The sequence below is a fragment of the Sphingomonas daechungensis genome, from assembly GCF_039543105.1.
GTDB lineage: Bacteria > Pseudomonadota > Alphaproteobacteria > Sphingomonadales > Sphingomonadaceae > Sphingomicrobium > Sphingomicrobium daechungense.
In genome coordinates this window covers 2287178-2312347 of sequence record NZ_BAABJC010000001.1, presented here as the reverse complement: position 1 = coordinate 2312347, position 25170 = coordinate 2287178, and the positions used below count along the sequence as shown (strand labels likewise).

Genomic DNA, 25170 nt, shown 5'->3' with positions numbered 1-25170 from the left:
GCGACGACGCAATCTAGCTGCGCGATAGCCTGGATTGCTTCGATGCGCTCGCAATGACGATTATTTGAGGCGTACGACCCGGCTGAGCTTCGACACGCCAGTCTCGTTGAACGCCTCGATCGCCACCCAGTAGGGCACGCCCACGTTCAGTGAGCGCAAGTCCTTCTGCAGCGTCGCTCCGCTGCCAAGATCGTCGGCCCATAGCTGATAGGTGTGGGTCAGCCGGTCGGCCCGCGTGCCGAAGCGGATGTTGTAGCCGACCGCGCCGGGCACCCGTGCCCAGCGAATCGTGGCATCGCGCTGATCCCGGTGACGCTGGCCAACGACGCTCGACGGCTGCGAAGGAGCGCGTCCATCGGCGTTTCCGAACACACGCAAATCGCTGATCGCCAGGTTCGCTCCACCGACATGGCCGTGGACGTAGCGCACGAAGCGCGCGCGCACCGGCTGCGGCAGCTCGATGTAGGCATTGGGCCGATCGCGCCGCGGGCCGTCGGGCTTCGCCAGAGGCTGCCAGGTCCGGCCATCGACCGAATGCTGAAGCTCGAACTCGGTGTAGATGTCCGGCGCATCCGCAAAGCGCCCCGACTTGTAGTCCGTGTAGTTGACCTGCACCGCGCGCACCGTGTCGACCGCCCCGAGGTCGACGGTCAGCGTTTCGCCGGCCTTGTTGGCGGCTGCGACCCAGAAGGTGCGCGGATTTTCGTCGGTGACCTGTTCGGCCACGAACTCGCCGAGGGTCGAAGAGGCCGCAGCCGGCTTGCGGTAGGACAGCAGCATCCAGCCGGTGAACAGGCTGTTCGGGTCGTTGACCTTCGTCGTCGGCATGTACTGCGGGAAGTCCTGGAAGCGCGAGGACGCCCACATCTGACCGTCCGCCTCGAACTTGGTCGGGAACATGTTGATCCGCCGCTCGAACGTCCAATTGTAGCCGATCCACGGCGTGCCGGTGTTCCACCAGTTCCCGTAATTGTCCTCGAAGGTAGAGCCGTGGCCGGCCCCCTGGACGAAACCGCCCGGCTTGTAGGCGATGGGATTGTACTCAGCGTAGGTGAACGGCCCCAACGGCTTGTCGGACACGTAGGTACCGTTTCCGTAAACGTTGAACTCCGTTCCCGGCGCTCCGTACTGCAGGTAATATTTGCCGTTGTGCTTGGTCACCCACGCGCCCTCGACATAGGGCCGCGTCGGCTGGCCGTTGGCGAGCAGGCCGTTGTGGTCCTGTCCGAACCGCTCCCAGCCATGCTTTTCCGGCTGAAGGTTGAACAAGGTGGTCGGCTTGCCCTTGTAGATTAGCTTGCCGTCCTCGAACGCGATCTCGATGCCGTAGATCGGAAAAACATTGCTGCTGTTCCAATAGAGGTACCAGCGGCCGTCATCGTCCTTCAGCAAGCCCGGATCCCACGGCCCCGGCGGGATTTCGCCGGGTTTCATCTTCTCTAGATATTTGTCATCCACCGCGCCCGGCAGGTCGGGCATCGAGCGGGCCAGGAAGTCGAGCTTGCCGGTTTCGGGCGCGGTCGTGACCAGGATCGAGCCGGGGCGGGTGAATGACATCGACGGCCAGATGATCAGCCGGTCACCGTCCGAGGCCACCGCGGGCGCGACGATGCCGCCGAAGGGCCAGCGCGACGGGGTGATGAACGTCCAGTCGATGAGGTTGGTTGAGCGCCAATATCCATCGGCCAAGGTCTGGAAGAGATAATAGGCACCCTTGTGCCGGACGATCGCGGGGTCGGCGCCGGTGCGGTAGCTGATGCCGTTGTTCGTCTGCTCCCAATTGTATCGGTAATCCACGTCGACCGGATTGATGTATGTCCGCTTCTCCGCGTTTGCCGATGACCCAAGCAGTGCAACGCAACACCCTGCCAATACCCCAAACGAACGCATTCTCATGTTCCTCAATGTCCACGCACAAAGATGTTCGCCGTCAGCCGGCCTTCTCGCGGATCGGCGCTGAAGGTCATGCCCGGCGGGATGATGCCCGAATGGAGCAGGCTTCCCTGATAGATGACGAGCCGATCCGCGATCCCCTCCACCGCGCCGATTTGCTCGAAATAGGGATCTGATCCGTGAATGTAGCCGGAGCCGGCGGGAAGCATGGCGGCCTCCCTCTCCGCGGTCGTCACGAACCGCGAGATGTTGGCTTCGGTGACTTGCTCGATGCCAGTCGCGCGCTGGCGATAGAATGCGGTGCCCGTACCCTGCGGGACCCGCAGGTAATGCAGGACCGCGAGATACTTCGGATCGGTCGAATCGAAGTGCGGCGCGCGCTGCGCCGGGCGTAGCTGATCGGGCCTTGCCGAAACCATAGAGAAGCTTGCCTCGAGCAGGTCGAACCCGTCCACGTCGAACGCGCCAGCGATGAACTGCGCCGCGTCTTCGCAGAGTCGCTCGACATAGGCGTTCGCGGCCTCGTCGGAGCGCTCGATGATCCGCCGGACACCGGGGTAATAACTGTCGCGACCGATCGGCGGGAAAGGCGCAAGCGAGTCGGCGAGCAAGGCCGCCTCCTCCGCGGCCCCACTGAAATCGTCGATCACTACGACCGGGCTCTGCAGGGAGCCGACGCGGCGAAGTTCGGGCTTCAACGAAACCTCTCAAGCCCCCGCGTTGGTGAAAGAGGCGGGGCCGAAGCCCCGCCTACGTCATTCAGATCAGAACTTGTACCTCAGGCCAGCCTGGAACGCGCGAGCGTCGGCGCCGACCTGGCTGTTCTCGGTCCGCGGCGCCGGATTGCCGCCGCCCGCACCCCACGAAGAGTAGCTGCGGTTCAGCCAGTTGAAGACGTTGAAGACTTCGAAGTCCGCCGTGAACTCGTGGCCCCAAGGCAGCTTGAACGTCTTGGCGACGCGAATGTCGAGCCGCTTGTACCCGATGTCCTTCTTCGGGAAGTACACGCCGCCCATGTTCGCGTAGCAGCAGGCGCCGTTTGGAACCGGCGTCGTCAGGCCGTTCCACGGCGCGACGATGTTGCCGAAGGCCGGGCCGCTGTTCAGCGTCAGGATACCCGACAGAACGATGTCGAACGGCGCGCGATAGTTGGCCGAAGACACCCAGTTCCACTTGGTCAGACCGTTGACGCGATTCCAGCCGTACGTGTTGAGGTAGGGACCATTGTAGAACTCGTCGCTGTTGAGTTCCTGCGCCACATTGCTGCGAGCCTTGCCGAGCGTGAGCGCGGTGGTGAAGCCCCAGGTGGAAAGGTCGGTAAACGGCTTCTCGGCGTAGATGTAGATGGCGTTGTAGTTCGCCTTCCCGTTGCTCATGCCGCGGTTCAGCTTGCCGTTGAAGCCGGTCAGCTGACCGTTGGTCGCACCCGGGCAACCTGCAACGGTGTCCGGCGTGAAGTCGATGATCCACTGGTCGCCACCGTCTGCGCAGGTCGGAAGCGCCGTGAACCAGCCATTCGCGTAGAAGTTCGCACGGGTGAACATCTGAATGTTGTGCGAACGGATGTGCGAGAAGGTCAGCGACGTCTGGATGTCGCCGAACCGCTTGCGCACGCCGATGTCGAACTGGTCGGAGAACGGCATCCGCGTCTTGTTGTTGAGGACGAAGACCGAACCTCCGCTCAGGCCTGCCGCGTTGGCGGAGTTCGCCGCAAACGCGCGCAGGTTATGCGGATCGCGATAGGCGTCGTTCCATTGCGCGCAGTCCGCTGCGCTCGTTCCGAGGCCATTGCCCTGGGCAGCTCCGCCGTTCGGGCAGAAGAATAGCGAGACCTCGCGGTTGGAGTTGGTCAGCGTTTCGATCACGCCCTGGATGAACAGATTGCGATCGTAGTACCGGCCGGCACCGCCGAAGAAGACGATGTCGCGATCGCCGTGGACGTCATACGAAACGCCGAGCCTCGGCTGGAATGCGCCCCAATACTCCTTCCGGTTCTTTCCGTTGGAGATGTAGTCTTCCGGATCGATGCCGCGTGCGGCCCAGCCCGGATAATTGCGCAGCGCCGTCGCGATCGCGGTTGGGGTGATGTACTTGTTGTTGTTCGCGTTGGATTCGAAATCCCAGCGCAAGCCAGCGTTGATCGTCCAATGGTTGTCGGGCTTCCATTCGTCCTGGACGTACAGGCCAACCTGAAGATCTTTGGCATTCAGCGTCGGCGTCGGCTGAACGTTGATCTTCGTCTGGATCGGCTGCGCCGTCGCAAAGTCGAAGGTCGTGACCGGGCAAACCGGCGTCACCGAACCCGTGCACGGGTTTGAATAGTAGTAGCGCCCGTTGAACGCATTGATGACGGACCGGCTAAGGTCGAGCTGGGCGAGCTGGCCACCGAACTTTAGCGTATGCTGGCCCATGCGATAGGTGCTGTCGTTCTTGATTGTCCACGACTTCTGGACGTCGCCCTGTTCGAAGAAGTGTGCACCGGCGAGAATGCCCTCACTGAAAGCGGGGTCGCCCGGATTGAGCATCACGAATTCGGGGCCGGATCCGACACTGGGCGTGTCCTGCCGCGCCTTGTCGAACGCGATGTTGAACTGGTTGAGGAAGTCCCCGGCGTTATGGCGCCATTGCAGCTGGACGCGGTCCTGGTTCGTCCGGATTCGGCGACCATGGGTGTCCGTCGCATTGCCGGCGATGTCGCCCAGGTTATCCTCGCGGCGCAGATAGCCGATGAGGTTCACCGTATCTTCGTCGGTGACGTAGCCCGTCAGCTTTCCGAAATAGAGACCCTGCTTGAAGTCCTGGTTATGCGAGACGTTCGTCTGCGAAACGAGGCTCTGAGGGAAATCTGACGCCGGTACGTTTCCGGTCGTGCTGGGGCGGAGCTGGTTGGTGCGCTCGGCCGCGACATAGAAATGCAGCTTTCCCGGAATGATCGGACCGCCGAGTTCGCCGCCGTACTGCTTACGGTTATAGTCCGGCTTCGGAACATTGTTCTTCTTGTCGAAGTACGGCTGCGTGATCCACGCCTTGGGCTGGAATTCGATGAAGGCCGAGCCGTGGAATTCGTTGCCACCGGTCTTGGTGATCGCCGTAATCAGGGCCGAACCGGCCTGGCCGCTTTCCGCACCGAAATTTTGGGTCTCGATCGAATATTCCTGGATCGCGATCTGCGGGAAGGGGTTACCGAGGCCGAAATTCTGTCCGAACACACCCCCGTGGTTGATCGGATTCTTGAGGCTCATGCCGTCGATGAAGACGTTGACGTTCTGTGAAGAGGTCGCGCCGGCCTGCACCTGCGCATTCTCACCGGCGGTCACGGACACGCCAGGAGCCAAGGCGGCAAAGCTGAGGAAGTTGCGCTTGCTCTGGGGAAGGTTCTCGATCTGCGCGGGCGTGATGTTGGTCGAGACCGTCTGAGTCCGGACCTCGCGAACGCGGCGGCCGGTAACGACGATTCCGGCAGGCGCGCCTTCAGCGGCCGCGACGAAATCGACAACGGCGGTCTGTCCAACCAGCAAGGTCGTGGTCTGCGCGTCCTTGCCGTCCGTAGCGACCGTGTAGGTGCCCGGGACGAGGCCGAGAATGGTGTAGTTGCCCGTCTCATCGACCGTGCCGACGACCTTCCGGCCGGTGTTCGTATCCGTAGCCGTAACCTGCGCGCCCGCGGCCGCACCGTCGACGTGACCTTGCAGGGTCGCGGTTTCGCTTTGAGCGTAGGCTGGCGTTGCGACGACGAGCGCTGCTGCGACTGCGAATGCGGAAATTCCGTTTGCAAGCTGACGCTTGCTCTTGATCGTGCTCACTAGCGCCTCTCCCCAGGTGCCGATTATGTAACCGGTTACAAAACTGCATCAGCCCACAGGCCGAACACCCCGATGAAATAGATTCATTCATACTGAGTCAATGTGGCTCGCGGCTGTTGCGCAACACTGCGCCCGCGCTGTGCTTTTCAGGACACGATGCGCGTTAGTTCAGCGGTGCGCTTCCGCGAGGTTGTGCATCAACGTGGGGGTTGGCGCGGCCTGTTGGGCGGCGGGCGTGCTAGGCGGCAAGCGGCTGACGAATTCCCCATGATCGGGCATGTCTTCCGCAACGGCCGCGACGGTTTCCTCGATGTCCGCCAGGAAGCCGACGATCTCCTCGGTCGGCACGAACTGCGTCACTGGATCGGGCTCCGCCCGGAATCCCTGGCCCAGCAGGACCTGGACCCAGCTTTCCTCAGCGAACAGTTCCGCCGCCCCGCGCTTGAAGAAGCGGCCGGACGAGCGGAACAGGTCGTATCGCTCCTTCAGGCTGTCCGGGACATCCATAGTGCGGACGTAATCCCAGAACTCCTCCCCGGAGCGGCGGGTCACGTTGTAGTGAGCGATGATGAAATCACGCACGTCCTCGAACTCGAAGCGTGCCTGGCGATTATATTCGTTGATGTCGGCCTGTGCGAAGCCGGTCGTCGGGAACAGCGCCAGAAGCTTGTGAATGCCGGTCTGGATCAGGTGGATGCTCGTCGATTCCAACGGTTCGAGGAAGCCCGACGACAGACCGATCGAGACAACGTTTTTTTCCCACGCCCTCGAGCGCAATCCCGGTGCAAAACGAACCGGCCGCGGATCGGCTTGCGGCGCTCCATCCAGAGTCGACATCAGGGTGAGAGCAGCGTCGTCGTCGCTGATCAGGTTCGAAGAGTAGACGTATCCGTTGCCAATCCTGTGCTGCAGCGGAATGCGCCACTGCCAACCGGCCGAACGGGTCGTGCAGCGAACGTAGGGCGTGACCGGCGTCACGCTCTCACATGGAACCGCCAGCGCCCGGTCGCAGAGCAGCCACTTGTTCCAATGCTCGTAGCCGACACCCATCGCGTCGCCGATCAAGAGGGCCCGCATGCCCGAGCAATCGACGAACAGGTCGGCTTCGACGGTCCGTCCGTCGGTCAGCTTCACGGCCGTGACGAATCCGCTTTCCGGATCCTGGACGACTTCGACGATGCGACCCTCCGTCCGTGTCACCCCGCGAGCTTCGCTCTCCGCACGCAGGAAGCGCGCAAACAAGGACGCGTCGAAATGATAGGCATATTCAATGTCTGCAGCGGGCGAGTTCGGATTGCGCTTGTCGGGGAAGCTGAAGCGGTTCCGAAGCGAAGCCGCACCCGCGATGGAATAATTATCGAAATGCTTTACCGAACCCGGTGCTCGCGCATAGGCGGCCATCCACAACTGGTGCGGATGCAGCCACAGCATGTCGCGGCCGATCTTGCCGAATCCGTGGATGTAGGATTCCCCCGGGGCGCCCCAATCGACAAATTGGATGCCGAGCTTGAAGGTCGCCTTCGTCTCGCTGATCATCTTCAGTGGGTCGATCCCGGCCAGCGCCAGATAATTGCGGATGTGCGGGATCGTCGCTTCGCCGACGCCGACGGTTCCGATCTCCTCCGACTCGACCAGAGTTACGTCGACCTGGCTCAGCCATTGCGACACCACGGCGGCAGTCATCCATCCAGCGGTACCGCCGCCGACGATGCAGATCTTGCGTACCGGCTGATCGCCCCTTGCCATAAGTGCTGACCTCTTCGATTCTCAGCGACGGTTAATCGGCGTTTCCGTACCCGGCAATCTGCCCCAGGAGGATGAGGCCATGCGAATCTTCGTTGTTGCCCTTGGCGCTATTCTTGCGGGCTGCTCCGCCCCGCCGCCCAACCCGGCCAACGATGCCCCGATCGCGGAGATTGCTGGACGGATTGCCGGCCCGCCGAAGAATTGCGTGCTAATCGAACAGGGCGTCGGTCTCAATATCGTCAACCGGAACACTCTCACCTTGCACTCCGGCAGGACGATGTACGTCAACCAGGTCCAGGGAAACTGCGGCGGTTTCAGGAAATGGGATGTCCTGGTCGTCGAGCCGATCGGGACTCAATATTGCAAGGGCGACCTCGTTCGCTCGTTCGATCCCGTCAGCAAGATCCCCGGCCCCACATGCCGCCTGGGCGACTTCATTCCCTACACCAAGGGCTGATTGCCGTGCACGGATGCGCGCTCTACTGAGCGGCGCGTGAAACGCGTCCTCCTGGCAGCGGTCCTGCTCGCTTCGTGCAGCAAGGGCGGACCGGCCGACATCGAGATTTCGAACGCCTGGGCTCGCGAGACTGTCGCGGGCCAGACGAGCACGGCGGCCTACATGACCCTGGCCAACAATGGCTCCGGCGATGACCGGCTGCTGAGCGTCGCCGCCGAGGCGCCGGCGATGGCGATGCTGCACTCGTCGGAAAGCGCCGACGGCGTCGCGAGGATGCGGGCCATGACCTCGGGATTGGCGATCCCGGCCGGAACACGGATCGAGCTCAAGCCTGGCGGAAGCCACGTGATGGTCAGCGGACTTCCCGCCCCGCTTCGGGTCGGACAGACGCTGAACCTGACACTAACCTTCGAAGGCTCCGGAAAACGCTCGGTGCCTTTGAAGATCGTTGCAGCGAACGAGGCGAGATGAAGCGTCTACGAATGGTGCTCTGGGTCATCGTGGCGCTCGCGGCCGCGGGGCTGGTCTTCCTGCACTTCAGGCCAGCCGACGATCGACAGACCAAAGAGCCGGTGACGATGGTCAGCTTCGGCGGCCCGTTCACGCTGACCGGCGCCGACGGCAAGCCCTTCTCGAGCGCACGGTTGAACGGCAAGCCCTATGCGATCTTCTTCGGCTTCACGAACTGCCCCGACGTCTGCCCGACGACGCTTGCGCGGCTCATCCGGTTGCGGCAGCAGATCGGGAAAGGTGACGATGCATTCGAGATCGTCTTCGTCACCGTCGATCCCGAACGCGATGGCCCGGCCGAGGTCGGCAGATATGCCGATATGCTCGGAAGCCCGGTCATCGGCCTCACCGGCTCACCGACGCAGATCGAGCAGGTGAAGAAGCAATTCGGAATCTACTCGAAGAAGGTGCCCGATGAGCATGGCGGCTATTCCGTCGACCACACGGCAACCGTCCTCCTGTTCGATCGCAACGGCCAGTTCTCGAGCACGATCGCGCTGGAGGAGCAGGACGCCCCTGCCCTCGCCAAGTTGAAGCGGATTACGACTTAAGAACGCGCTCCAGCAGGCGGTCGATCGCGCTGACTGCTTCCGGCTCGTCGAGGTCCGGGGCATGGCCGACGCCAGCCACGGTGACCGCCTCAACGTCCGGAATTTCCTTGGCCATGCGCTGCAGCGCCGAGTCCGTCAGCAGGTCGCTATGCTCTCCGCGAAGAACTAGCACCGGGCGACCGGCCAGCGCACGATAGAACGGCCAAATGTCCGGCGTCTCACCTGAATTCGCCGCCTCGAACGGCTCAGCGATGCGCATGTCATAGTCGAACTCAATTCCGCGATCGGTCTTTCGCAAGACCCGGCGCGAATATCTGTCCCACTGCTCGTCGGTGTAGCCCGGCAGAACGCTCTGATGCCGGCTTCGCAACTCGGCCACCGCATCTGCCCATTCCGCAAAGACGACGGGCTTGCCCACATAGGATTTGATGCGGTCGATGCCGGTCAGGTTCAGCTCGGGTCCTACGTCGTTGAGGAGTACGCCAGCCATGCGCTGCGGCGCGATGGTGGCGATGATCATCGTCACCAATCCGCCGAGCGAAGTCCCCATGAAGACCGCGCGGTCGATGCCCAGCTCATCCAGCAGCTGCAGGATGTCCATGGCGTAAACGGGGGGATGATAGTTGGCGGAGTTCGGGTCGTAAGCGCTCCGCCCCCGGCCGCGGAAATCGACGGCAATCACGCGCCAGTCCCCGGCATAACGCTCGGCCAGATCCTCGAAATCCCGCGAGTTCCGGGTGAGGCCATGGAGCATCAACAAGGGCGGCCGATCCGCTGGGCCGTCATAATCGCGATAATGAAGCTTCAGTCCGTCGCGGCTGGTCCAGAACTTGTCCGTCCAGCGTTGAGTTTGCTGTTTCGCCATATCCATCCGGCTCGTATCGCGGCCTTGTGACGCTTGCGCAATCCTATCGGCCCGATCCTGCAATCCTCAGCCTGGGCGACGCCTTCTACGACCCGGTCGAGTCGGCGAAGTTCCCCAAGTGCATCCCTCGCTTCCTCAACCAGCGGTGGGCTGAGCGCGCCGGGCTTGGCGGCCTGACGCCGGAGGAATGGGCTGCGCACTTCTGCCGGTTCGAGCCCCTTTCGGACAACCTGCCGTCACCTTTGGCCCTCCGCTACCACGGGCATCAGTTCCGCGTTTACAACCCGGACATCGGCGACGGGCGCGGCTTCACTTTCGCCCAGCTACGCGACGATCGCGGCCGGCAGCTTGACCTAGGCACCAAGGGTTCCGGGCAAACCCCGTACAGCCGGACGGCCGACGGCCGACTAACTCTGAAAGGCGGCGTTCGCGAGGCCCTCGCGACCGAGATGCTCGAAGCACTTGGCGTCAACACGTCCAAGACGTTCGCCCTCTTCGAGACCGGCGAGGAGCTTGTGCGAGGCGACGAGCCGTCGCCAACCCGATCCGCTGTCCTCACCCGGCTGAGCCACGGCCACATCCGCATCGGCACGTTCCAGCGCCTCGCCTTCTACGGAGAGGTCGAGAACATCAACGCACTCGTCCGGTACTGCCTCGCCAATCTGTACGGCGAGCCGGTGGTCACGGACGCGTCCAAGAATGCTTTGCGCTTATTCGACCTGGTCACTGCGGCGACCGCGCGCCTTGCTGCAAGCTATCTCGCGTCCGGCTTCGTCCATGGCGTGCTCAACAGCGACAACATCAACATCACCGGCGAGAGCTTCGACTACGGTCCGTGGCGGTTCGCTCCGACATGGGACCCAGACTTCACGGCGGCCTACTTCGACCATTACGGACTCTATTCCTTCAGCCGCCAGCCGGAAGCTATTCAATGGGACCTGGCGCAGCTCGCCGGATCGCTCTCGCTGGTGACCGAAGCGCCGCCGTTGTCGGACCTGCTCGCAGGCTGGTCCAATCGCTTCGAGGAGGAACTGATCGCGGCAATTTTCTGGCGCCTGGGCCTTCAGCGATCCGGCGAACAGCGCGACCGGGAACTGACGGCAGCCGTCGTCCGCGCGCTGGAGACGGGCCGGGTCTCGCTCGACAAGTTCTACTTCGACTGGTTCGGCGGCTCCGTTCCCCAGGGCTACGGTTCGGACTTCGAAACCGTGGCCGCGTTGGTTGCGACCTTCCAGCCGCGGAAGGACCGCCAGCACTCATACTGGTCCGATCCTGAGCCCTGTTCGATGCTGATCGACGAGGTCGAATCGATCTGGGCCGCGATCGCCGATGGAGACGACTGGCAGCCCTTCGAGGCGAAGGTCGCCGCCATCCGCCGCATGGGCGTCGCCCTACGCGACTGATGCGTGCGGCTTGACCGTTTCACCGCAATTTGGTGAGGCACGGTTAATGGCTGACAAATTGGTGTCGACGGAGCCGGCGACCGGCGTTGAACTTTGGTCGGGCGAGGTAGGCGACGCAGCCGCCGAGGTCGCAGCCGCGCGCGCCGCCTGGCCGGCATGGGCCGCACACTCCGTCGCTTTCCGCATCGAGACTTTGCGCCGCTTCGCCAATGTCGTGCGCACCCAGACCAACAATTTCGCAGGCCTCATCTCGCGCGAAACCGGCAAGCCCTTGTGGGAAACCAAGACCGAGGTCGGCGCGGTCATCAACAAGGTCGAGATTTCCATCGCCGCGTACGCTGATCGCACGCCGCAGAAGAAGCTCGAAGCCGCGCTGGGCAGCAAGGTCGCCGTCCGCCACAAGCCGCATGGCGTGCTGGCGGTGCTCGGTCCGTTCAACTTCCCGGCGCACTTGCCCAACGGTCACATCGTCCCGGCGCTGATCGCCGGCAATGCTGTGGTGTTCAAGCCGTCCGAGAAGACCCCGGCGAGCGGAGCTTTCCTGGTCGACTGCTACCGCGAAGCCGGTGTTCCCGAAGGCGCGATCCGCCTGCTGATCGGCGGGCCGGAGCAGGGCAAGGCGCTGGCCGCCCAGCCCGGAATCGACGGCCTGCTGTTCACCGGTTCCGTGCGCGGCGGCGCGGCTCTGCACAGGCAGTTCGCCGATACGCCGAACAAGATCCTCGCTCTGGAGCTGGGCGGAAACAACCCGATCGTCGCCTGGAACGTGAAGGACCTCGATGCCGCTGCAGCGGTCATCGTCCAATCGGCGTTCCTGTCGGCCGGGCAGCGCTGCACCTGCGCCCGTCGCCTGATCGTGGAGGACGGCCAGGAGGGCTCGCTGATCGAGAAGGTCACCAAACTGATGGACCGCATCCTCTACGGCGATCCATTTGCCGAGCCGCAGCCGTTCATGGGACCGGTCATCGACAATGCCGCGGCGGACCACTTGCAGGAGCAGTGGGTGACCCTGATGATGAAGGGAGGTCGCCCGATCCGCAGGCTCGAACGGCCGGTCGAGGACAAGCCTTATCTGACGCCCGCGTTGATCGACGTTACCGACGCAAAGGACTTGCCGGACGAGGAGATGTTCGGCCCCGCGCTGCAGCTGATCCGGGTCAAGGACTTCGATGCTGCGATCGAGGAAGCGAACAACACCCGCTACGGACTCGCCGCCAGCCTGCTCGGTGGAAACCCGGAGCAGTACGACAAGTTCTGGGCCAATGTGAAAGCGGGCGTCATCAACTGGAACAAGCCCACCAACGGCGCGCCGTCATCCGCACCGTTCGGCGGTGTCGGCATGTCGGGCAATCACCGGCCGAGCGCCTTCTATGCGGCCGACTATTGCGCCTATCCGGTGACGAGCAGCGAAGCCGAGACCCTTCGCGGAAGCATCGGCGAGGGCCTCCGCGACCCCAATCTCCAGGAAGACTGATTAGCTGCGCATTTCCGGCAGGTAGGCGTCCTCGGCGGCGTCGCTGAACTTGGTGATTCGGCTGTCGAACTTCATGCGGACCGTCCCGGTGGCGCCGTGGCGCTGCTTGGCGACGATGAGGTCGGCGCGACCGTAAATACGGTTCATCTCCTCATGCCAGGCGGCGAAATCCGGATGGTCGTCGTCGGGCTTCTTCGCTGCGAGATAATAGTCGCCGCGATAGACGAACCAGACCATGTCGGCGTCCTGCTCGATCGAGCCCGATTCACGAAGGTCGGAAAGCTGCGGCCGCTTGTCCTCGCGTTGCTCGACGGCGCGGCTGAGCTGGGACAGTGCCAGTACGGGCAGCTCCAGTTCCTTGGCGAGTTGCTTCAGGCCTCGGCTGATTTCCGAGATTTCCTGAACGCGGTTGTCGTTTCCGCCGCGGCCGGTGCCCTGGAGCAGCTGAAGGTAGTCGACGACGACGCAGCCGATGCCCTTCTGGCGCTTAAGGCGGCGCGCCCGGGTGCGCAGCGCTGCGATCGTCAGGCCCGGGGTGTCGTCGATGTAGAGCGGGAGGCTCTCGAGCTCGGCGGCGGCGCGGGCAAGCTGGCGAAACTCCTGCTGGCTGATCTTGCCCATGCGCAGGTTCTCAGAGCTGATGCCCGATTCCTCGGCGAGGATACGCGTCGCCAGCTGATCGGCCGACATTTCCAGGCTGAAGAAAGCGACCGGCGCACCCGCGGACTTGGCCGGCTCAATCCCATCCTCGACATCGCGGGCGAAACGCTGCGCGGCGGCGAAGGCGATATTGGTCGCGAGCGACGTCTTGCCCATGCCCGGACGCCCGGCGAGGATCACCAAGTCGGACTTGTGCAGGCCGCCGACCTTGGAGTTGATGCCTTCGAGGCCCGTGGTGATGCCCGATAGGTGGCCGCCGCTGTTGAGCGCCTTCTCCGCCATCTGCACGGCGAGCTTGGTCGCATCGCCGAAGCTCTTCGCCTTGCCCTCGGCCCCGCCCTCTTCGGCGACCTTATAGAGTTCGGTCTCGGCCCGCTCGATCTGCTCGAGAGGCGCGACGTCCTCACTGGTATCGAGCGCGCCCTCCACCAGATCGCGCCCGACACCAATGAGTGCGCGGAGCAGCGCAAGGTCGTAGACCTGCGCCGCGAAATCCTTGGCGCCGATGATCGCCGCGCCGGAGCCGGTCAGGGTCGCCAGATAGGCGGGCCCGCCAAGCTCCTTCATCGACTCGTCCGCCTCAAACGACGGCCGAAGAGTCACCGGATTCGCAACCATGTTGCGGTCGGTGAGCTTAAGGATCGATTCGTAGATCCGGCCATGCAGCGGCTCGAAGAAATGGTGCGGCTTCAGCTTGAGCTGAACGTCCTCGACAAGGCGGTTGTCGATCATCAGCGCGCCCAGAAGCGCGGCCTCCGCCTCGACGTTCTGCGGCAGTGCTGCGGTCGCCGCCGGCTCGGCGGGTTCGGATATACGGATAACTTCGGCCATGACTCTTCTTGGCCGCTAAGCGACCACCCTCCAACGAGAACGAAAGTAGCACAACGGGTCGCGGCTGTGGATAGAATGTGAGCCGATTGGCCGCTCGGTCCGGGGGAAGGGTCGATTCTGATCGGAACGGGGCATCCACAGAAAAAAGATACGGCTGATTGAAGGCCGAAATGGTGACCGTTACGCCACTCGCCCATGTCCATTCTTTCCGACCGTTGGATTCGCGAACAAGCCCAAGATCACGGCATGATCGAGCCGTTCGTGGAGGCGCAGCGGCGCGAGGGGTGCATCAGCTACGGCCTCAGCTCATACGGCTACGACGCCCGTGTCGCTGATGAATTCAAGATCTTCACCAATGTGGATTCGGCGACGGTCGACCCGAAGGACTTCGCGTCCAACAGCTTCGTCGATCGCAAGACCGACGTCTGTATCATCCCGCCCAACAGCTTTGCGCTTGCGCGTACGGTCGAATACTTCCGGGTGCCGCGCGATGTGCTGGTGATCTGCCTCGGCAAGTCGACCTATGCGCGCTGCGGGATCATCGTGAACGTCACGCCACTCGAGCCCGGCTGGGAAGGCCACGTGACGCTCGAATTCTCGAACACCACGCCGCTTCCGGCCAAGGTCTACGCCAACGAGGGCGCGTGCCAGTTCCTGTTCCTGCAGGGGAACGAACCGTGCGAGGTGAGCTACGCCGACCGCGCCGGCAAATACATGGGCCAGCGCGGGGTGACGTTGCCGAAACTCTAGCCGGGATCAGCTTTCGTCGGCGGTTTTGGCGCCAGGGCCGTTCTTCTTGATGGAGTCGATCGCATTCTGCGCGCCCGACTTGCTCGAATAGCCCTCGGTCCAGAAGATCTTCTCGCTATTGTATTCGAAATACGCCCGATATTCCCCGCCGGAGGTTTTGCGGATGACGAACTTGTGAGCCATTCGACTCTCCTAACCTGTGTTAGAGGAGAAGCGGGAATGGCGCGTCTGCGTTGCAGATTCAATACGCGCAATCCCGCCGTCGAGCCGTGACCCTCGAACGGGCCCGACAGCTGGACGCCACCGATCCGCTCCGCTTCGCGCGTGAGAGGTTCGCTCTGCCCGAGGGCATGATCTATCTGGACGGCAATTCGCTCGGCGCGCTTCCGAAGGCGACACCCCACCACCTTGCCGATGTCGTCGAGCGACAATGGGGTCAGGACCTCATCAACAGCTGGAACCGACACGGCTGGATCGAATGGCCGATGCGGATCGCAGCGAAGCTTGCGCCCATCGTTGGAGCCCGGCCGAGCGAGCTGCTCATCGCGGATTCAACCACCGTCAATCTATTCAAGCTGTTGGCAGCGGCGATGAAAGCGCGACCGGATCGCCGGGTCATTCTCACCGAGGAAGGGAACTTCCCGACCGACGCGTACGCGGCCGAGGCGGTGGCAAGCTTAATGCCGGGCATCCGGGTGGACACCCGGCCTAAGAACGAGCTGCTGGACGTCCTCGACGCAGAAGTCGGCGTCCTGTTCCTGACCCACGTCAATTATCGCACCGGCGCTCGTCACGACATGGTGGAGCTCAACCGGGCAGCCCACGACGCCGGGGCCCTCACTCTGTGGGACCTCTCTCACACTGCCGGGGCGTTGGCCGTCGACCTCAACGCGTCCGAGGCCGACCTCGCTGTCGGCTGTGGCTATAAATATCTGAACGGCGGTCCCGGCGCCCCGGCCTTCCTCTTTGTGGCGGATCACCTTCAACCAGTGCTCGAGTCGCCGATCCCCGGGTGGATGGGCGATCGCAACCCGTTCGCATTCGCCCATTTGCACACGCCCGCAGACGGCATCCGCCGGTTTCTGACAGGAACGCCGTCAATCCTCGCGCTGGCCGCTCTGGACGCCGGGCTGGATACCTTCGATGGCGTTCGCATCGCAGACGTCGAACGCAAGGCGGAGAGCCTGACGGACTTCTTCCTGGAGAGTGTTCAGGCGCTTTGCGGATCGCAGCTGATGCTTCCCGCGCCGTGTCCGTTCAGCGATCGGGGAAGTCACGTCTCTGTCGGGCACCCTGAAGGATATGCAGTGATGCAGGCGCTGATCGCGGAGGGAATCATCGGGGATTTCCGCCCGCCGGACCTGATGCGCTTTGGCTTCGCGCCCCTGTACAACAGCCATCTCGACGCTTGGTCGGCAGCCACGGCGCTGTCACAGATTCTGGCTACCCGAGCCTGGGACAAGGGCCACTTCCGGCAGCGGCAAACCGTTACCTGATTGTCTTTGCTCCGCTTTGTTTCGAAACGGGACAACCAATCGTTAAAAAAACGTTACTCCGAGAGGAGCAATGTGGGTTAATAAAGCGTATACGCACGACTCGAAGGGCGAGTCGCAACAAGGGGCGTGCATCCCCTTTCTAGGAGGTGTCGAAGATGCGTAAGCTGGCATTGGGACTTATGGGCGCGGCAGCGCTGGCGTTCGGTTCGAACGCGAATGCGTCGGTCGTGACGATTACTCCGGGCACTGGTACGGGCGCACCGACCGGTATCTCCGGGTTCAATGATTTCTTGACCCAACTCAACGGGCTGGGCCTGACGTCCATCACGACGACGGGCGCGACGATCACGCTCGATGAGAATTCGATCCTGACGTTCGAATTCCTGGGTAGCGAGAGCGGCTTCAGCGACAACATCACCGCTGGGTCTGTCAATTTCACCGAGAACAGCTGGTTCACGGCGTGGACCTCGGTTCTGCTGGGTTCTGACCTGTTCACCGCCGGTTCGCTTGCCGGTCTGATCAATTTCTCGTCGGTTGGCGGCGCGAACGCGACGGTTGGTGACGACGGCTTCGGCATCTTCCTGACCGACCAGCAACTCGCGGGTTACACGGGCAACGTGTTCTACATCGGCTATGACGATCAGATCACGAACGTCGACGACAACCACGATGACATGATCATTCGCGTCACCGTGTCGCCGGCGGTTCCGGAACCGGCCACCTGGGCGATGATGCTCCTGGGCTTCGGTGCAGCGGGCTTCGTGCTCCGCCGCCGCCGTCGTCCGGTGCTTGCACAGGCAGCTTAGGCTTCCTGCCTACACAAGGAGAAGGGCGGCTCTCGGGCCGCCCTTTTTCTTTGGCCTCAGCACATCAGCTGCTGGCGAGCGCAGGCTTGGCTTCTTTCGCTTTGGCGGCATGCGCCGAATCCTCCGCCAACGCAGCACGCGAGCGGTGGATCATGTCGACCCAGTTCGCGAACGCGTGAGCGAGCACCGAAACCAGGTCCTTCAACGGACCATCCTTGAGGCAGCCATCAGCGTCAAAGCTGTCGTCGGTGACATGGCCGAGATACGCCTCAGGCTGTTGCATGATCGGCATGTTCAGGAACACCGCCGCTTGCCGGATCTGATGGTTGGCGCCGAATCCGCCGAGCGAGCCCGGTGAAACCGTGACGATCGCGCCCGGCTTCTTGTCGAAGACGCTCTGTCCATAGGGACGGGAGCCGACATCGATGGCGTTCTTCAGCGCGCCCGGAATTCCGCGGTTATACTCGGGCGAAACGAACAGCACGCCATCGGCCGCGCCGACCTCCTGCCGGAAGCGGGCCCATTGCTCCGGCGGGTTGCCGTCGAGATCCTGATTGTAGAGCGGCAGATCGCCGATTTCGACCATCGAGCAGTCGAGATTGTCGTTGCGGATGGCGCAGATCGACCGCGCGACCTTCCGGTTGAGGCTGTCCTTGCGCAGGCTGCCGACGATGATCGCGATCTTGTAGGCCATTCGGTCGCTCCTTGTTCCGCTACTGCCAATACTCTCTCGGAAGAAAGGTTGCGATGGCCGTTCAGCGCGCTTTTTGCGCCCGCTCGACGAGATAGGCGTGAAGCGCGGCAATCTCCGCATCGTCGAAGTGACGAAAGGCTTTCTGCGATACGCCGGTCATCATTTTCAGCTGGCGGCCGTCCGGCGGCAGTCCGGTTCGCATCAGCCTCGTGAAAGTCGGCAGGTCGTAGCTGCCGGTGACGCTGAGGTCCGGCGCGACCGTTCCCGGCTCAGGCTCCTTGCCGGACAAGGTCGGGCCGTGGCAGCCGCTGCAGACGGTCACCGCAATGTGGCGCCCCTCAGCGAACTTCGGCCCGAAGTCTGCCGCCTGCGCAGCCGCGTATTCTTCGATGACCTCCGGCGCGAACTTCACTGCTCCATTGACGACACCGATCCGGCCGAGAGGTCCGACCGTTCTCGCGGGCGTCGCGGATCCGCCGGCCGGTGTGGCGCGGATCGCCTTGATGAGCGCCGAAACCTCTGCGTCCGTCAGATTCTGATAGCTCTCCGAGGGCATGACCAGCAGCGGCTCCCCCTTGTGGCCGATGCCCTGACGGATGGCCTGGGCAAGTTGCTGGTCACTCGCGCGCTTTGCCACCCAGGTCAGATTGGGAGCGTAGAGAGTGACGACGTTCGGGATTTCGAGGAATTTGCGGCCCTGGACGTTATCGCCGTGGCACTCGACGCAGGCGTGGGTCAGAAGGAGATGCTGCCCCTGTTCCAGACTGGCCTGCTCCATCGGAATGAGCTGCTCGGGCTTCGCCTCAGCCTTCGCATTCAGCGTCCTGGATGAGGCAAACCAGATGTAGGCCGCCGCAAGCAGGACCAGCAGCAGCAGAACGCCAAGGACGTACCCCGTCCAACGCAACACTTTCGCCATGTTCGAAACCCCCGTTTCCAAGGGCCGCATAGCGAAATTCAGCGACGGCGGGAATCGTGGCGGATGTTGGCCGGCCGCCCGCGCCGTGAGGTCGTTCGCACGCGGTCGCGGCGCTGCTGACTTGGTCGCGGACTGCCGTAGCTGCCCTCCGGAAGCTCAAAGCGGAGGGAACCGCTGACGGGGTTAGCGTCGGCGAGGCGGAGCGTCAGGCGCTGGCCGACGCGATAGGTCTCGCCGGTTTCCTCGCCGACGAGCTGGCGGGCCGCTTCGTCGTAACGGAAATATTCCTGGCCGAGAGTCTGGGCGAGGACGAGGCCGTCGCCGCCGAGATCCTCGACCGTGGCGAAGAAGCCGAACGGCTGGACGCCGGTGATGCGACACTGGACGAGCTGACCGACCTGGTCGGCGAGAAAGGCCGCGACATAGCGGTCGATCGTCTCGCGCTCCGCTTCCATCGCGCGGCGTTCAAGCATCGAGATCTTCTCGCCGATCTCGACGAAGCGCTCTTCTTCGCCCGACGGGAGACCGCCATCGCCAAGCCTGTAGGCGCTGACCAGAGCGCGGTGGACGAGCAAATCGGCATAGCGCCGGATCGGTGAGGTGAAGTGGGCGTAGGTCGCCAGCGCCAGGCCGAAGTGGCCGAGCCGCTCCGGTCCGTAGCGCGCCTGCATCTGGGTGCGGAGCAATTGCTCCATGAGTTCCTCGCGGCCGCTGGAATCGCCGACGCGCTCGATGATGCGGTTGAAAGTGCCCGGCTTGACCACCTGGCCGAGCGCGAACTCCAGATCGAACGTTGCAAGATAGTCCTTCAGCGCGACCAGCTTCTCGCGGCTCGGCGCCTCGTGGACGCGGTACATGACCGGCGCCTTCTTCGCCTCCAGCGCTTTGGCCACAGCGACGTTGGCGGCGATCATGAAATCCTCGACCAGCCGGTGCGCATCGAGCCGGTCGCGCGGTGCGATCGATGTGATCCGGCCCTTCTCGTCGAGCATCACCCGGCGTTCGGGGATGTCGAGCTCCAGCGGTTCGCGCTTGTTGCGGGCGGCGAGCAAGGCACGCCATGCGCCCCACAATGGCTGGAGCGCGGTGCGCACCAGTTCGGCGGGGACGGCGCCTTCGACTTCCGGCATGAAGCAGGTTGGAGAGGAAACATCGCCCCTTTCCTCTCCTGCAGCGTCGATCGCAGCCTGTGCATCCTCGTAGGCAATATTTGCAGCGACGCAAACCTTCGCGCGCGTAAAACGCCAGCTTCTGAGAGAGCCGTCCTTGGCGATCTTCATGTGGCAGGCCATCGCCGCCCGGACCTGCCCTTCTTTCAGCGAGCAGATGTCGGCGGACAATTCCTCCGGAAGCATCGGCACGACGCGGTCGGGGAAGTAGACGCTGTTGCCGCGTGCCCTCGCCTCTCGGTCAAGCTCGGAGCCGGGGCGGACGTAGAAGCTGACATCGGCAATCGCGACGATCGCCTTCCAGCCGCCCTTGTTGTTTTCGTCATCGTCAGGTGCGGCCCAGATAGCGTCGTCATGGTCGCGGGCGTCCGCGGGATCGATGGCAACGATCGGCAGGTGAGTCAGGTCTTCGCGCTCTCCGAGCTTCTGCCTGGCGACGTCGTGCGCCTCATCGATCGCCTCCTGCCGGAATTCGTGACGAAGGCCGTGCTTGTGGATGGCGATCAGGCTGAAGCTGCGCGGCGCGAACGGGTCGCCGAGTACGGCATCGACGCGGGCCTGTACGCGCGGCGGCCGGCCGGAGAGTTCGCACAGGACGAGATCGCCGGGCTCGGCATCCTTCAGGTCGGCAATTGCCAGCTCGCGGCGTTCCTTCTTCTCGACCGGAGTCAGCCAGAAGCGCTCGCCCTCCTCGCGCACCACGCCGAGTACCAGCTCGGCCGTGCGCATGAGCTTCTTCATCGGATGCGCGGCGTATCCTTGCCCGCGCTCCTCGGTCCGGGCGAGGATGCGGTCGCCGATACCAAGCGCACCGCGCCGGCCGCGCTCCAGCACTCGAACGCGCGGCGGCGGGCCGTCGGCGTGCCATTGTTCGGGCACGGCGAAGATGTTGCCGCTGTCGTCCGCCTCGACGACCCGCAACACGGTGACCTTCGGCACGCCGCCCATCTTGTGGAAGGCACGACCGGGGGCGCTGTCGATCATCCCCTCGTCGGCCATGTCCTTGAGCAGCGCCTTGAGCAGGATCTTGTCCTGACCCGACAGGCCGAACGCGCGCGCAATCTCGCGCTTGCCCGCCGGTTGGTCGGACGTCGCGATGAAGTCGAGGATTTGCTTGCGGGTCGGAAGCCCGGCCGAACGTTTCTTTGTCATCTCAGGTCGTCATTGCGAGGAGCATGACGACGAAGCAATCCACTAGCGCCTAGGTTCCGCTGGATTGCTTCGCGCTGCTCGCAATGACGGAAGCGTCAACGAAGCTGGCTATCCTTGCTGCCGCGCCGATTGATGGTCGAGTGGACGACCGCCTTGTCGCGTTCCGACTGGCAGGCGATGCAGGTGCGGACGCCGGGAAGCGCTTCGCGGCGCCGCTTCGGGATGGGCTCGCCGCAATCGTCGCATTCCTCCGCGCTTTCGCCCTGGGGCGTGAGGGCACGGGCGCGAAGGATCGCGTCCTTCACGGTGTCGTCGATCTGGTCCTGTACCGCGCCATCGCGCGTCCATCCGCCGGCCATCAGCCTTCCTTTCCTCCTTCAATATAGGAAGAAAGCGCCTCTATTTCACCGGTTCCGGCGGGGGAGCGACGTAAGGCTTGAACGCGCCGCCGGGGACTGCGGAGGCGACGGGGCTTTCGAAGCCGTCTTTGCTGACGGAAGACACTCCGAAGACCCAATCGTCGACCCGGACATGCGGCAGGACAACTCGCCAACCGCATGCACCCGCTTTTTCCCCCGCGGTGACCGGATAGAGACAATTCATGCTTTTGCTTGGCTGCCCACTGGGTGAGACCGGTGCGTCCCAAGCGGGTACCGTTTCCCATTGGCTGGAATCAGTTCGGCGGAGCCGGATCACGTATCCCTCCGCTCCCGACACAGGAGCCCACGTAACGAGAGTATCCGTGCTAACTCCACCCTCGACTTTCGCCTCCGGCGGCGGAGGTGCACTGGCGATCGAAGCGAGCGCCGCGACATTCAGCTTCGTGACCTTCTCAAGATACGGAAAATCCATGTGGTCGATGGTGTCGCCGTAGGCCTTGCCGTTCTCGGTCCTGAGGTCCTGGTGCTGCCAGTCGTAATTCTCGACCGCGACGCTGATACGCGCCGCCGGATAGCCCATCTCAAGGAACGGAATATGGTCGCCGCCGCGGCTGAAGCGGTCGGTGCGCCAGATCTGCGTGACGTCGAGGCCGATGTTCAGCCGGTCGGCGAGGCTGTCGAGATAGCGCGAGATGTTGCGCGATGGCGCGTCATTCTCTCCGCCGAGACTGTGCGTCTGCGCCGCCAGTTCGGCCTGCCCCTGTGAACGCGGGCCTTCCGACAGCACGCGGACATGCTTGTCGTCGCAGAAGCCATCCGACGAGCAGCTGTTGCCGATGATGTCGTTGTTGAAGACGGTGACGACGTTCCAGCCCTGCGCCTTGGCATATTGCGCGAGGATCTTGCCGCCGAGCAGGCCCTGCTCTTCGCCTGAGAGCGCCGCATAGACGATGGTGCCCGGGAACTTGCGCTTGGACAGCACCCGCGCCGCCTCGATCACGGCCGCCGTGCCCGATCCGTCGTCGTTGGCGCCAGGAGCGTCGGACGTGAAGTTCATCACGTCGGTGACTCGGCTGTCGATGTGGCCCTGGATGATGACGACGTCGTTCGGCCGCTCGGTGCCGCGCTGGATGGCGATCATGTCGCACACTCGCGTCGGGGTCGGCACGCGCTTGCCGGTGACCGTGTCGCAGGGCCGCTCGGTGGGAAGGCCGAAACTCTTGAACTGCCCCTCTGTCCAGGTCAGCGCCGCGCCGATGCCGCGCTCCGGATCGGCTTGCGAGGAAAGCGTGTGCCGCGTGCCGAAGCTCACCAGCTTCGTCACCGTTTGCTTCATCTGAGCGCCGCTGACCGGCGCGATGATCTCCTTCAGCCTCGCATCGGGTGAAGGCGACGCGGCGGCAACCAGCAGAAGGCAGGAAAACAGTCCAACTTTACGCACAACGCGTCTCCTCTCTCCGTCGCTGCAACTGGCATTTGCGGGGCCGCCGGTCTAGGGGAGCGGCAACCCCGGAACAGCATTCTCAAGGACCTATCCATGTTGCGCGAGATCGACCATTTCATCGCCGGCGAAAGCTACTCCTCCGGAGAACGCAGCGGCGACGTTTTCGACCCCAACCAGGGGCAGGTGCAGGCGAAGGTCCGGCTCGGCACCGCCGCCGATCTGGAGCGCGCTATCGACGCCGCCAAGGCTGCCCAGCCGGCCTGGGCCGCGACCAACCCGCAGCGCCGCGCCCGCGTCATGTTCAAGTTCAAGGAACTGGTCGAAGCGCACATGGACGAGCTCGCCCATGCGCTTTCGTCCGAGCATGGCAAGGTCATCGCCGACGCCAAGGGCGACGTCCAACGCGGCCTCGAGGTCATCGAGTTCGCGACTGGCATCCCACAGGCGCTGAAGGGCGAATATTCGATGGGCGCCGGCCCGGGTATCGACGTCTATTCGATGCGCCAGCCGCTTGGCATCGGCGCCGGCATCACGCCGTTCAACTTCCCCGCGATGATCCCGATGTGGATGTTCGGCATGGCGATCGCCTGCGGCAACGCCTTCATCCTCAAGCCGTCCGAGCGCGATCCGACCGTTCCCATTCGCCTGGCCGAGCTGATGAAGGAAGCGGGCCTGCCCGACGGCATCCTCAACGTCGTTCACGGCGACAAGGAAATGGTCGACGCGATCCTCGACCATCCGGACATCAAGGCGGTCAGCTTCGTCGGATCGTCCGACATCGCGCAGTACATCTATTCCCGCGGCACGGCGAACAACAAGCGCGTGCAGGCTTTCGGCGGCGCCAAGAACCACGGCATCGTCATGCCCGACGCCGACCTCGACCAAGTTGTCAACGACCTCACCGGCGCGGCCTTCGGCTCCGCGGGCGAGCGCTGCATGGCGCTTCCGGTCGTCGTTCCGGTCGGCGAGGAAACCGCCAATGCGCTGCGCGAGAAGCTGATTCCGGCAATCGAGAAGCTGCGCGTCGGTGTCTCCACCGATCCCGAGGCGCACTACGGCCCAGTCGTCACCCAGGCGCACAAGGAGAAGGTCGAGCGCTACATCCAGATGGCGATCGACGAGGGCTCGGAGCTGGTCGTCGACGGCCGCGGTTTCAAGCTGCAGGGGCATGAGGAAGGCTTCTTCATCGGCCCGACCTTCTTCGACCACGTGAAGCCCAACATGCAGACTTACAAGGAAGAGATCTTCGGTCCCGTCCTGCAGATGGTCCGCGCGAAGGATTTCGAAGAGGCGGTCCGCCTTCCGTCCGAGCACGAATATGGCAACGGCGTCGCCATCTTCACCCGCAACGGCCACGCCGCCCGCGAATTCACCGCCCGCGTCAACGTCGGAATGGTCGGCGTCAACGTGCCGATTCCGGTGCCGGTCAGCTACCATAGCTTCGGCGGCTGGAAGCGTTCGGGCTTCGGCGACACCAACCAGTACGGCATGGAAGGCATGAAGTTCTGGACGAAGAACAAGATCGTCACCCAGCGCTGGCCGGACGGGTCGGCGAGCGGCGAGAATGCCTTCGTCATCCCGACCTTCGCCTGAGCATCGTCCAACACTGGTACGGCTGAAACCGGAATCGTCTCGGCGGCGTTGAGGCGCCATGATCCGGTTCATCCTGCCGATCGTGGCAATCTCTTCGATTCTGAGCATGGTCGCGTGCAGCGGCCGTGATCCGGTCGACGACGGCGCCAATAACGCCGCTGCGGGACCGGCAGAGGTCGACGTGCTTCCGCCCGACGAAAGCGCAACCACGCCGACCAATGAACTCGAAAGCGGCGATGACGAGCCCTCGAATGCCAGTGCGGCGGTGGGAGGGAAGATCCCCGCTGCACTTCACGGCCGTTGGGGGCTAACGCCCACCGATTGCACGTCGACACGCGGCGATGCGAAGGGCCTCCTGATCGTGTCGGCGGACCAGCTGAAATTCTACGAGTCCACCGGGAAGCCCTCCGGCGAATTGAAGACCTCAGACGATTCGGCCAGCGGCGACTTCGCCTTCACCGGCGAGGGCATGACCTGGAAGCGCTACGAGGCGCTGGAAGTCCAGGCCGGGAAGCTCGTCCGTACCGAAAGCAGCCCGATGCGCAGCTTCACTTACGCGCGCTGCGAGGGCTGA

22 protein-coding genes are annotated in these 25170 nt (G+C 63.5%); 10 read left to right on the top strand and 12 right to left on the bottom strand.

All coding sequences use genetic code 11. The features are described from left to right. Window positions 1-60 precede the first annotated feature (60 nt). The 4 genes from ABD928_RS12115 to ABD928_RS12100 all read right to left on the bottom strand — a co-directional run bounded on the left by ABD928_RS12115 (window position 61) and on the right by ABD928_RS12100 (window position 7442). Entirely contained in the window at window positions 61-1890 is a 1830-nt protein-coding gene (locus tag ABD928_RS12115; RefSeq protein ID WP_345169114.1) for a family 43 glycosylhydrolase, read from the bottom strand. Window positions 1891-1901: 11 nt separating this feature from the next. Next, window positions 1902-2591, bottom strand: coding sequence for a DUF6445 family protein (locus ABD928_RS12110; RefSeq protein WP_187715014.1), 690 nt, complete (start codon window positions 2589-2591; stop codon window positions 1902-1904). Window positions 2592-2657: 66 nt separating this feature from the next. Continuing rightward, window positions 2658-5696, bottom strand: a complete 3039-nt coding sequence (locus tag ABD928_RS12105) for a TonB-dependent receptor (RefSeq protein ID WP_345169111.1) — start codon at window positions 5694-5696, stop codon at window positions 2658-2660. A gap of 168 nt (window positions 5697-5864) precedes the next feature. After that, window positions 5865-7442 carry a tryptophan halogenase family protein gene (locus ABD928_RS12100; protein ID WP_345169108.1) on the bottom strand — a complete coding sequence of 526 codons (1578 nt, stop codon included), beginning with the start codon at window positions 7440-7442 and terminating at the stop codon, window positions 5865-5867. Window positions 7443-7521: 79 nt separating this feature from the next. Here ABD928_RS12100 and ABD928_RS12095 point away from each other — a divergent pair, with 79 nt between their 5' ends. Genes ABD928_RS12095 through ABD928_RS12085 form a run of 3 tightly spaced genes read left to right on the top strand, consistent with a single transcriptional unit; the run spans window position 7522 to window position 8960 of the window. Continuing rightward, window positions 7522-7899, top strand: a complete 378-nt coding sequence (locus tag ABD928_RS12095; RefSeq protein WP_187715017.1) for a hypothetical protein — start codon at window positions 7522-7524, stop codon at window positions 7897-7899. Between the two features lie 36 nt (window positions 7900-7935). Then, window positions 7936-8370, top strand: a complete 435-nt coding sequence (locus ABD928_RS12090) for a copper chaperone PCu(A)C (protein WP_187715018.1) — start codon at window positions 7936-7938, stop codon at window positions 8368-8370. After that, window positions 8367-8960: an SCO family protein gene (locus tag ABD928_RS12085; RefSeq protein WP_345169104.1), complete on the top strand. Its 594-nt coding sequence runs from the start codon at window positions 8367-8369 to the stop codon at window positions 8958-8960. Before ABD928_RS12090 ends, ABD928_RS12085 begins: the two co-directional genes overlap by 4 nt. Here ABD928_RS12085 and ABD928_RS12080 read toward each other — a convergent pair. Continuing rightward, the gene (locus tag ABD928_RS12080; protein WP_345169101.1) at window positions 8950-9831 is read right to left on the bottom strand and encodes an alpha/beta fold hydrolase; all 882 of its coding nucleotides are present in this window, start codon (window positions 9829-9831) and stop codon (window positions 8950-8952) included. The genes ABD928_RS12085 and ABD928_RS12080 overlap by 11 nt on opposite strands. Window positions 9832-9851: 20 nt before the next feature. Between ABD928_RS12080 and ABD928_RS12075 the strand changes: the two genes are divergently transcribed. Both ABD928_RS12075 and astD read left to right on the top strand, forming a co-directional pair. Continuing rightward, the gene (locus ABD928_RS12075) at window positions 9852-11228 is read left to right on the top strand and encodes a protein adenylyltransferase SelO family protein (RefSeq protein WP_187715020.1); all 1377 of its coding nucleotides are present in this window, start codon (window positions 9852-9854) and stop codon (window positions 11226-11228) included. A gap of 46 nt (window positions 11229-11274) precedes the next feature. After that, a complete protein-coding gene (gene astD / locus ABD928_RS12070; protein WP_187715021.1) occupies window positions 11275-12702 on the top strand; it encodes a succinylglutamate-semialdehyde dehydrogenase in 1428 nt (475 codons plus the stop codon). Here the strand turns inward: astD and ABD928_RS12065 are convergent, their stop codons facing one another. Further along, the gene (locus ABD928_RS12065) at window positions 12703-14193 is read right to left on the bottom strand and encodes a replicative DNA helicase (protein ID WP_187715022.1); all 1491 of its coding nucleotides are present in this window, start codon (window positions 14191-14193) and stop codon (window positions 12703-12705) included. Between the two features lie 195 nt (window positions 14194-14388). Here ABD928_RS12065 and dcd point away from each other — a divergent pair, with 195 nt between their 5' ends. Continuing rightward, on the top strand, window positions 14389-14943 hold the full coding sequence (gene dcd / locus ABD928_RS12060) for a dCTP deaminase (RefSeq protein ID WP_345169096.1): 555 nt from the start codon (window positions 14389-14391) through the stop codon (window positions 14941-14943). A 6-nt stretch (window positions 14944-14949) separates the two neighbouring features. Here dcd and ABD928_RS12055 read toward each other — a convergent pair whose 3' ends face one another. Continuing rightward, window positions 14950-15126: a YegP family protein gene (locus tag ABD928_RS12055; protein ID WP_187715023.1), complete on the bottom strand. Its 177-nt coding sequence runs from the start codon at window positions 15124-15126 to the stop codon at window positions 14950-14952. Window positions 15127-15212: 86 nt separating this feature from the next. Here ABD928_RS12055 and kynU point away from each other — a divergent pair, with 86 nt between their 5' ends. Further along, window positions 15213-16439 (top strand): kynureninase, encoded by a 1227-nt coding sequence (kynU, locus tag ABD928_RS12050; protein WP_345169091.1) that lies wholly within the window; start codon window positions 15213-15215, stop codon window positions 16437-16439. A gap of 155 nt (window positions 16440-16594) precedes the next feature. After that, the gene (locus ABD928_RS12045; protein ID WP_345169088.1) at window positions 16595-17245 is read left to right on the top strand and encodes a PEPxxWA-CTERM sorting domain-containing protein; all 651 of its coding nucleotides are present in this window, start codon (window positions 16595-16597) and stop codon (window positions 17243-17245) included. A gap of 64 nt (window positions 17246-17309) precedes the next feature. On the opposite strand, the gene ABD928_RS12040 is transcribed toward ABD928_RS12045, so the two are convergent. From ABD928_RS12040 to ABD928_RS12020, 5 genes are all read right to left on the bottom strand, one after another. After that, window positions 17310-17939 (bottom strand): NADPH-dependent FMN reductase, encoded by a 630-nt coding sequence (locus tag ABD928_RS12040; protein ID WP_187715025.1) that lies wholly within the window; start codon window positions 17937-17939, stop codon window positions 17310-17312. 61 nt (window positions 17940-18000) lie between these two features. Next, entirely contained in the window at window positions 18001-18858 is an 858-nt protein-coding gene (locus tag ABD928_RS12035; protein ID WP_345169085.1) for a cytochrome c, read from the bottom strand. Window positions 18859-18896: 38 nt separating this feature from the next. Further along, the gene (gene rnr / locus ABD928_RS12030) at window positions 18897-21179 is read right to left on the bottom strand and encodes a ribonuclease R (protein ID WP_345169082.1); all 2283 of its coding nucleotides are present in this window, start codon (window positions 21177-21179) and stop codon (window positions 18897-18899) included. A gap of 95 nt (window positions 21180-21274) precedes the next feature. Further along, complete coding sequence (locus ABD928_RS12025) at window positions 21275-21538, bottom strand: DksA/TraR family C4-type zinc finger protein (RefSeq protein WP_345169079.1); 264 nt, start codon at window positions 21536-21538, stop codon at window positions 21275-21277. Between the two features lie 40 nt (window positions 21539-21578). Further along, on the bottom strand, window positions 21579-23000 hold the full coding sequence (locus tag ABD928_RS12020; protein ID WP_345169076.1) for a M28 family peptidase: 1422 nt from the start codon (window positions 22998-23000) through the stop codon (window positions 21579-21581). Window positions 23001-23099: 99 nt separating this feature from the next. Between ABD928_RS12020 and ABD928_RS12015 the strand changes: the two genes are divergently transcribed. Beyond that, window positions 23100-24596: a CoA-acylating methylmalonate-semialdehyde dehydrogenase gene (locus ABD928_RS12015; protein WP_187715756.1), complete on the top strand. Its 1497-nt coding sequence runs from the start codon at window positions 23100-23102 to the stop codon at window positions 24594-24596. A 58-nt stretch (window positions 24597-24654) separates the two neighbouring features. Next, a complete protein-coding gene (locus ABD928_RS12010) occupies window positions 24655-25170 on the top strand; it encodes a hypothetical protein (protein WP_223276446.1) in 516 nt (171 codons plus the stop codon).

Excerpts from the sequence above, each read along its gene's own strand:
- ABD928_RS12115 (WP_345169114.1), bottom strand. The coding sequence starts at position 1,890 with ATGCGTTCGTTTGGGGTATTGGCAGGGTGTTGCGTTGCACTGCTTGGG.
- ABD928_RS12100 (WP_345169108.1), bottom strand. The coding sequence starts at position 7,442 with ATGGCAAGGGGCGATCAGCCGGTACGCAAGATCTGCATCGTCGGCGGC.
- ABD928_RS12095 (WP_187715017.1), top strand. The coding sequence starts at position 7,522 with ATGCGAATCTTCGTTGTTGCCCTTGGCGCTATTCTTGCGGGCTGCTCC.
- ABD928_RS12085 (WP_345169104.1), top strand. The coding sequence starts at position 8,367 with ATGAAGCGTCTACGAATGGTGCTCTGGGTCATCGTGGCGCTCGCGGCC.
- ABD928_RS12080 (WP_345169101.1), bottom strand. The coding sequence starts at position 9,831 with ATGGATATGGCGAAACAGCAAACTCAACGCTGGACGGACAAGTTCTGG.
- astD (WP_187715021.1), top strand. The coding sequence starts at position 11,275 with ATGGCTGACAAATTGGTGTCGACGGAGCCGGCGACCGGCGTTGAACTT.
- ABD928_RS12065 (WP_187715022.1), bottom strand. The coding sequence starts at position 14,193 with ATGGCCGAAGTTATCCGTATATCCGAACCCGCCGAGCCGGCGGCGACC.
- dcd (WP_345169096.1), top strand. The coding sequence starts at position 14,389 with ATGTCCATTCTTTCCGACCGTTGGATTCGCGAACAAGCCCAAGATCAC.
- ABD928_RS12055 (WP_187715023.1), bottom strand. The coding sequence starts at position 15,126 with ATGGCTCACAAGTTCGTCATCCGCAAAACCTCCGGCGGGGAATATCGG.
- ABD928_RS12045 (WP_345169088.1), top strand. The coding sequence starts at position 16,595 with ATGCGTAAGCTGGCATTGGGACTTATGGGCGCGGCAGCGCTGGCGTTC.
- ABD928_RS12040 (WP_187715025.1), bottom strand. The coding sequence starts at position 17,939 with ATGGCCTACAAGATCGCGATCATCGTCGGCAGCCTGCGCAAGGACAGC.
- ABD928_RS12035 (WP_345169085.1), bottom strand. The coding sequence starts at position 18,858 with ATGGCGAAAGTGTTGCGTTGGACGGGGTACGTCCTTGGCGTTCTGCTG.
- rnr (WP_345169082.1), bottom strand. The coding sequence starts at position 21,179 with ATGACAAAGAAACGTTCGGCCGGGCTTCCGACCCGCAAGCAAATCCTC.
- ABD928_RS12025 (WP_345169079.1), bottom strand. The coding sequence starts at position 21,538 with ATGGCCGGCGGATGGACGCGCGATGGCGCGGTACAGGACCAGATCGAC.
- ABD928_RS12010 (WP_223276446.1), top strand. The coding sequence starts at position 24,655 with ATGATCCGGTTCATCCTGCCGATCGTGGCAATCTCTTCGATTCTGAGC.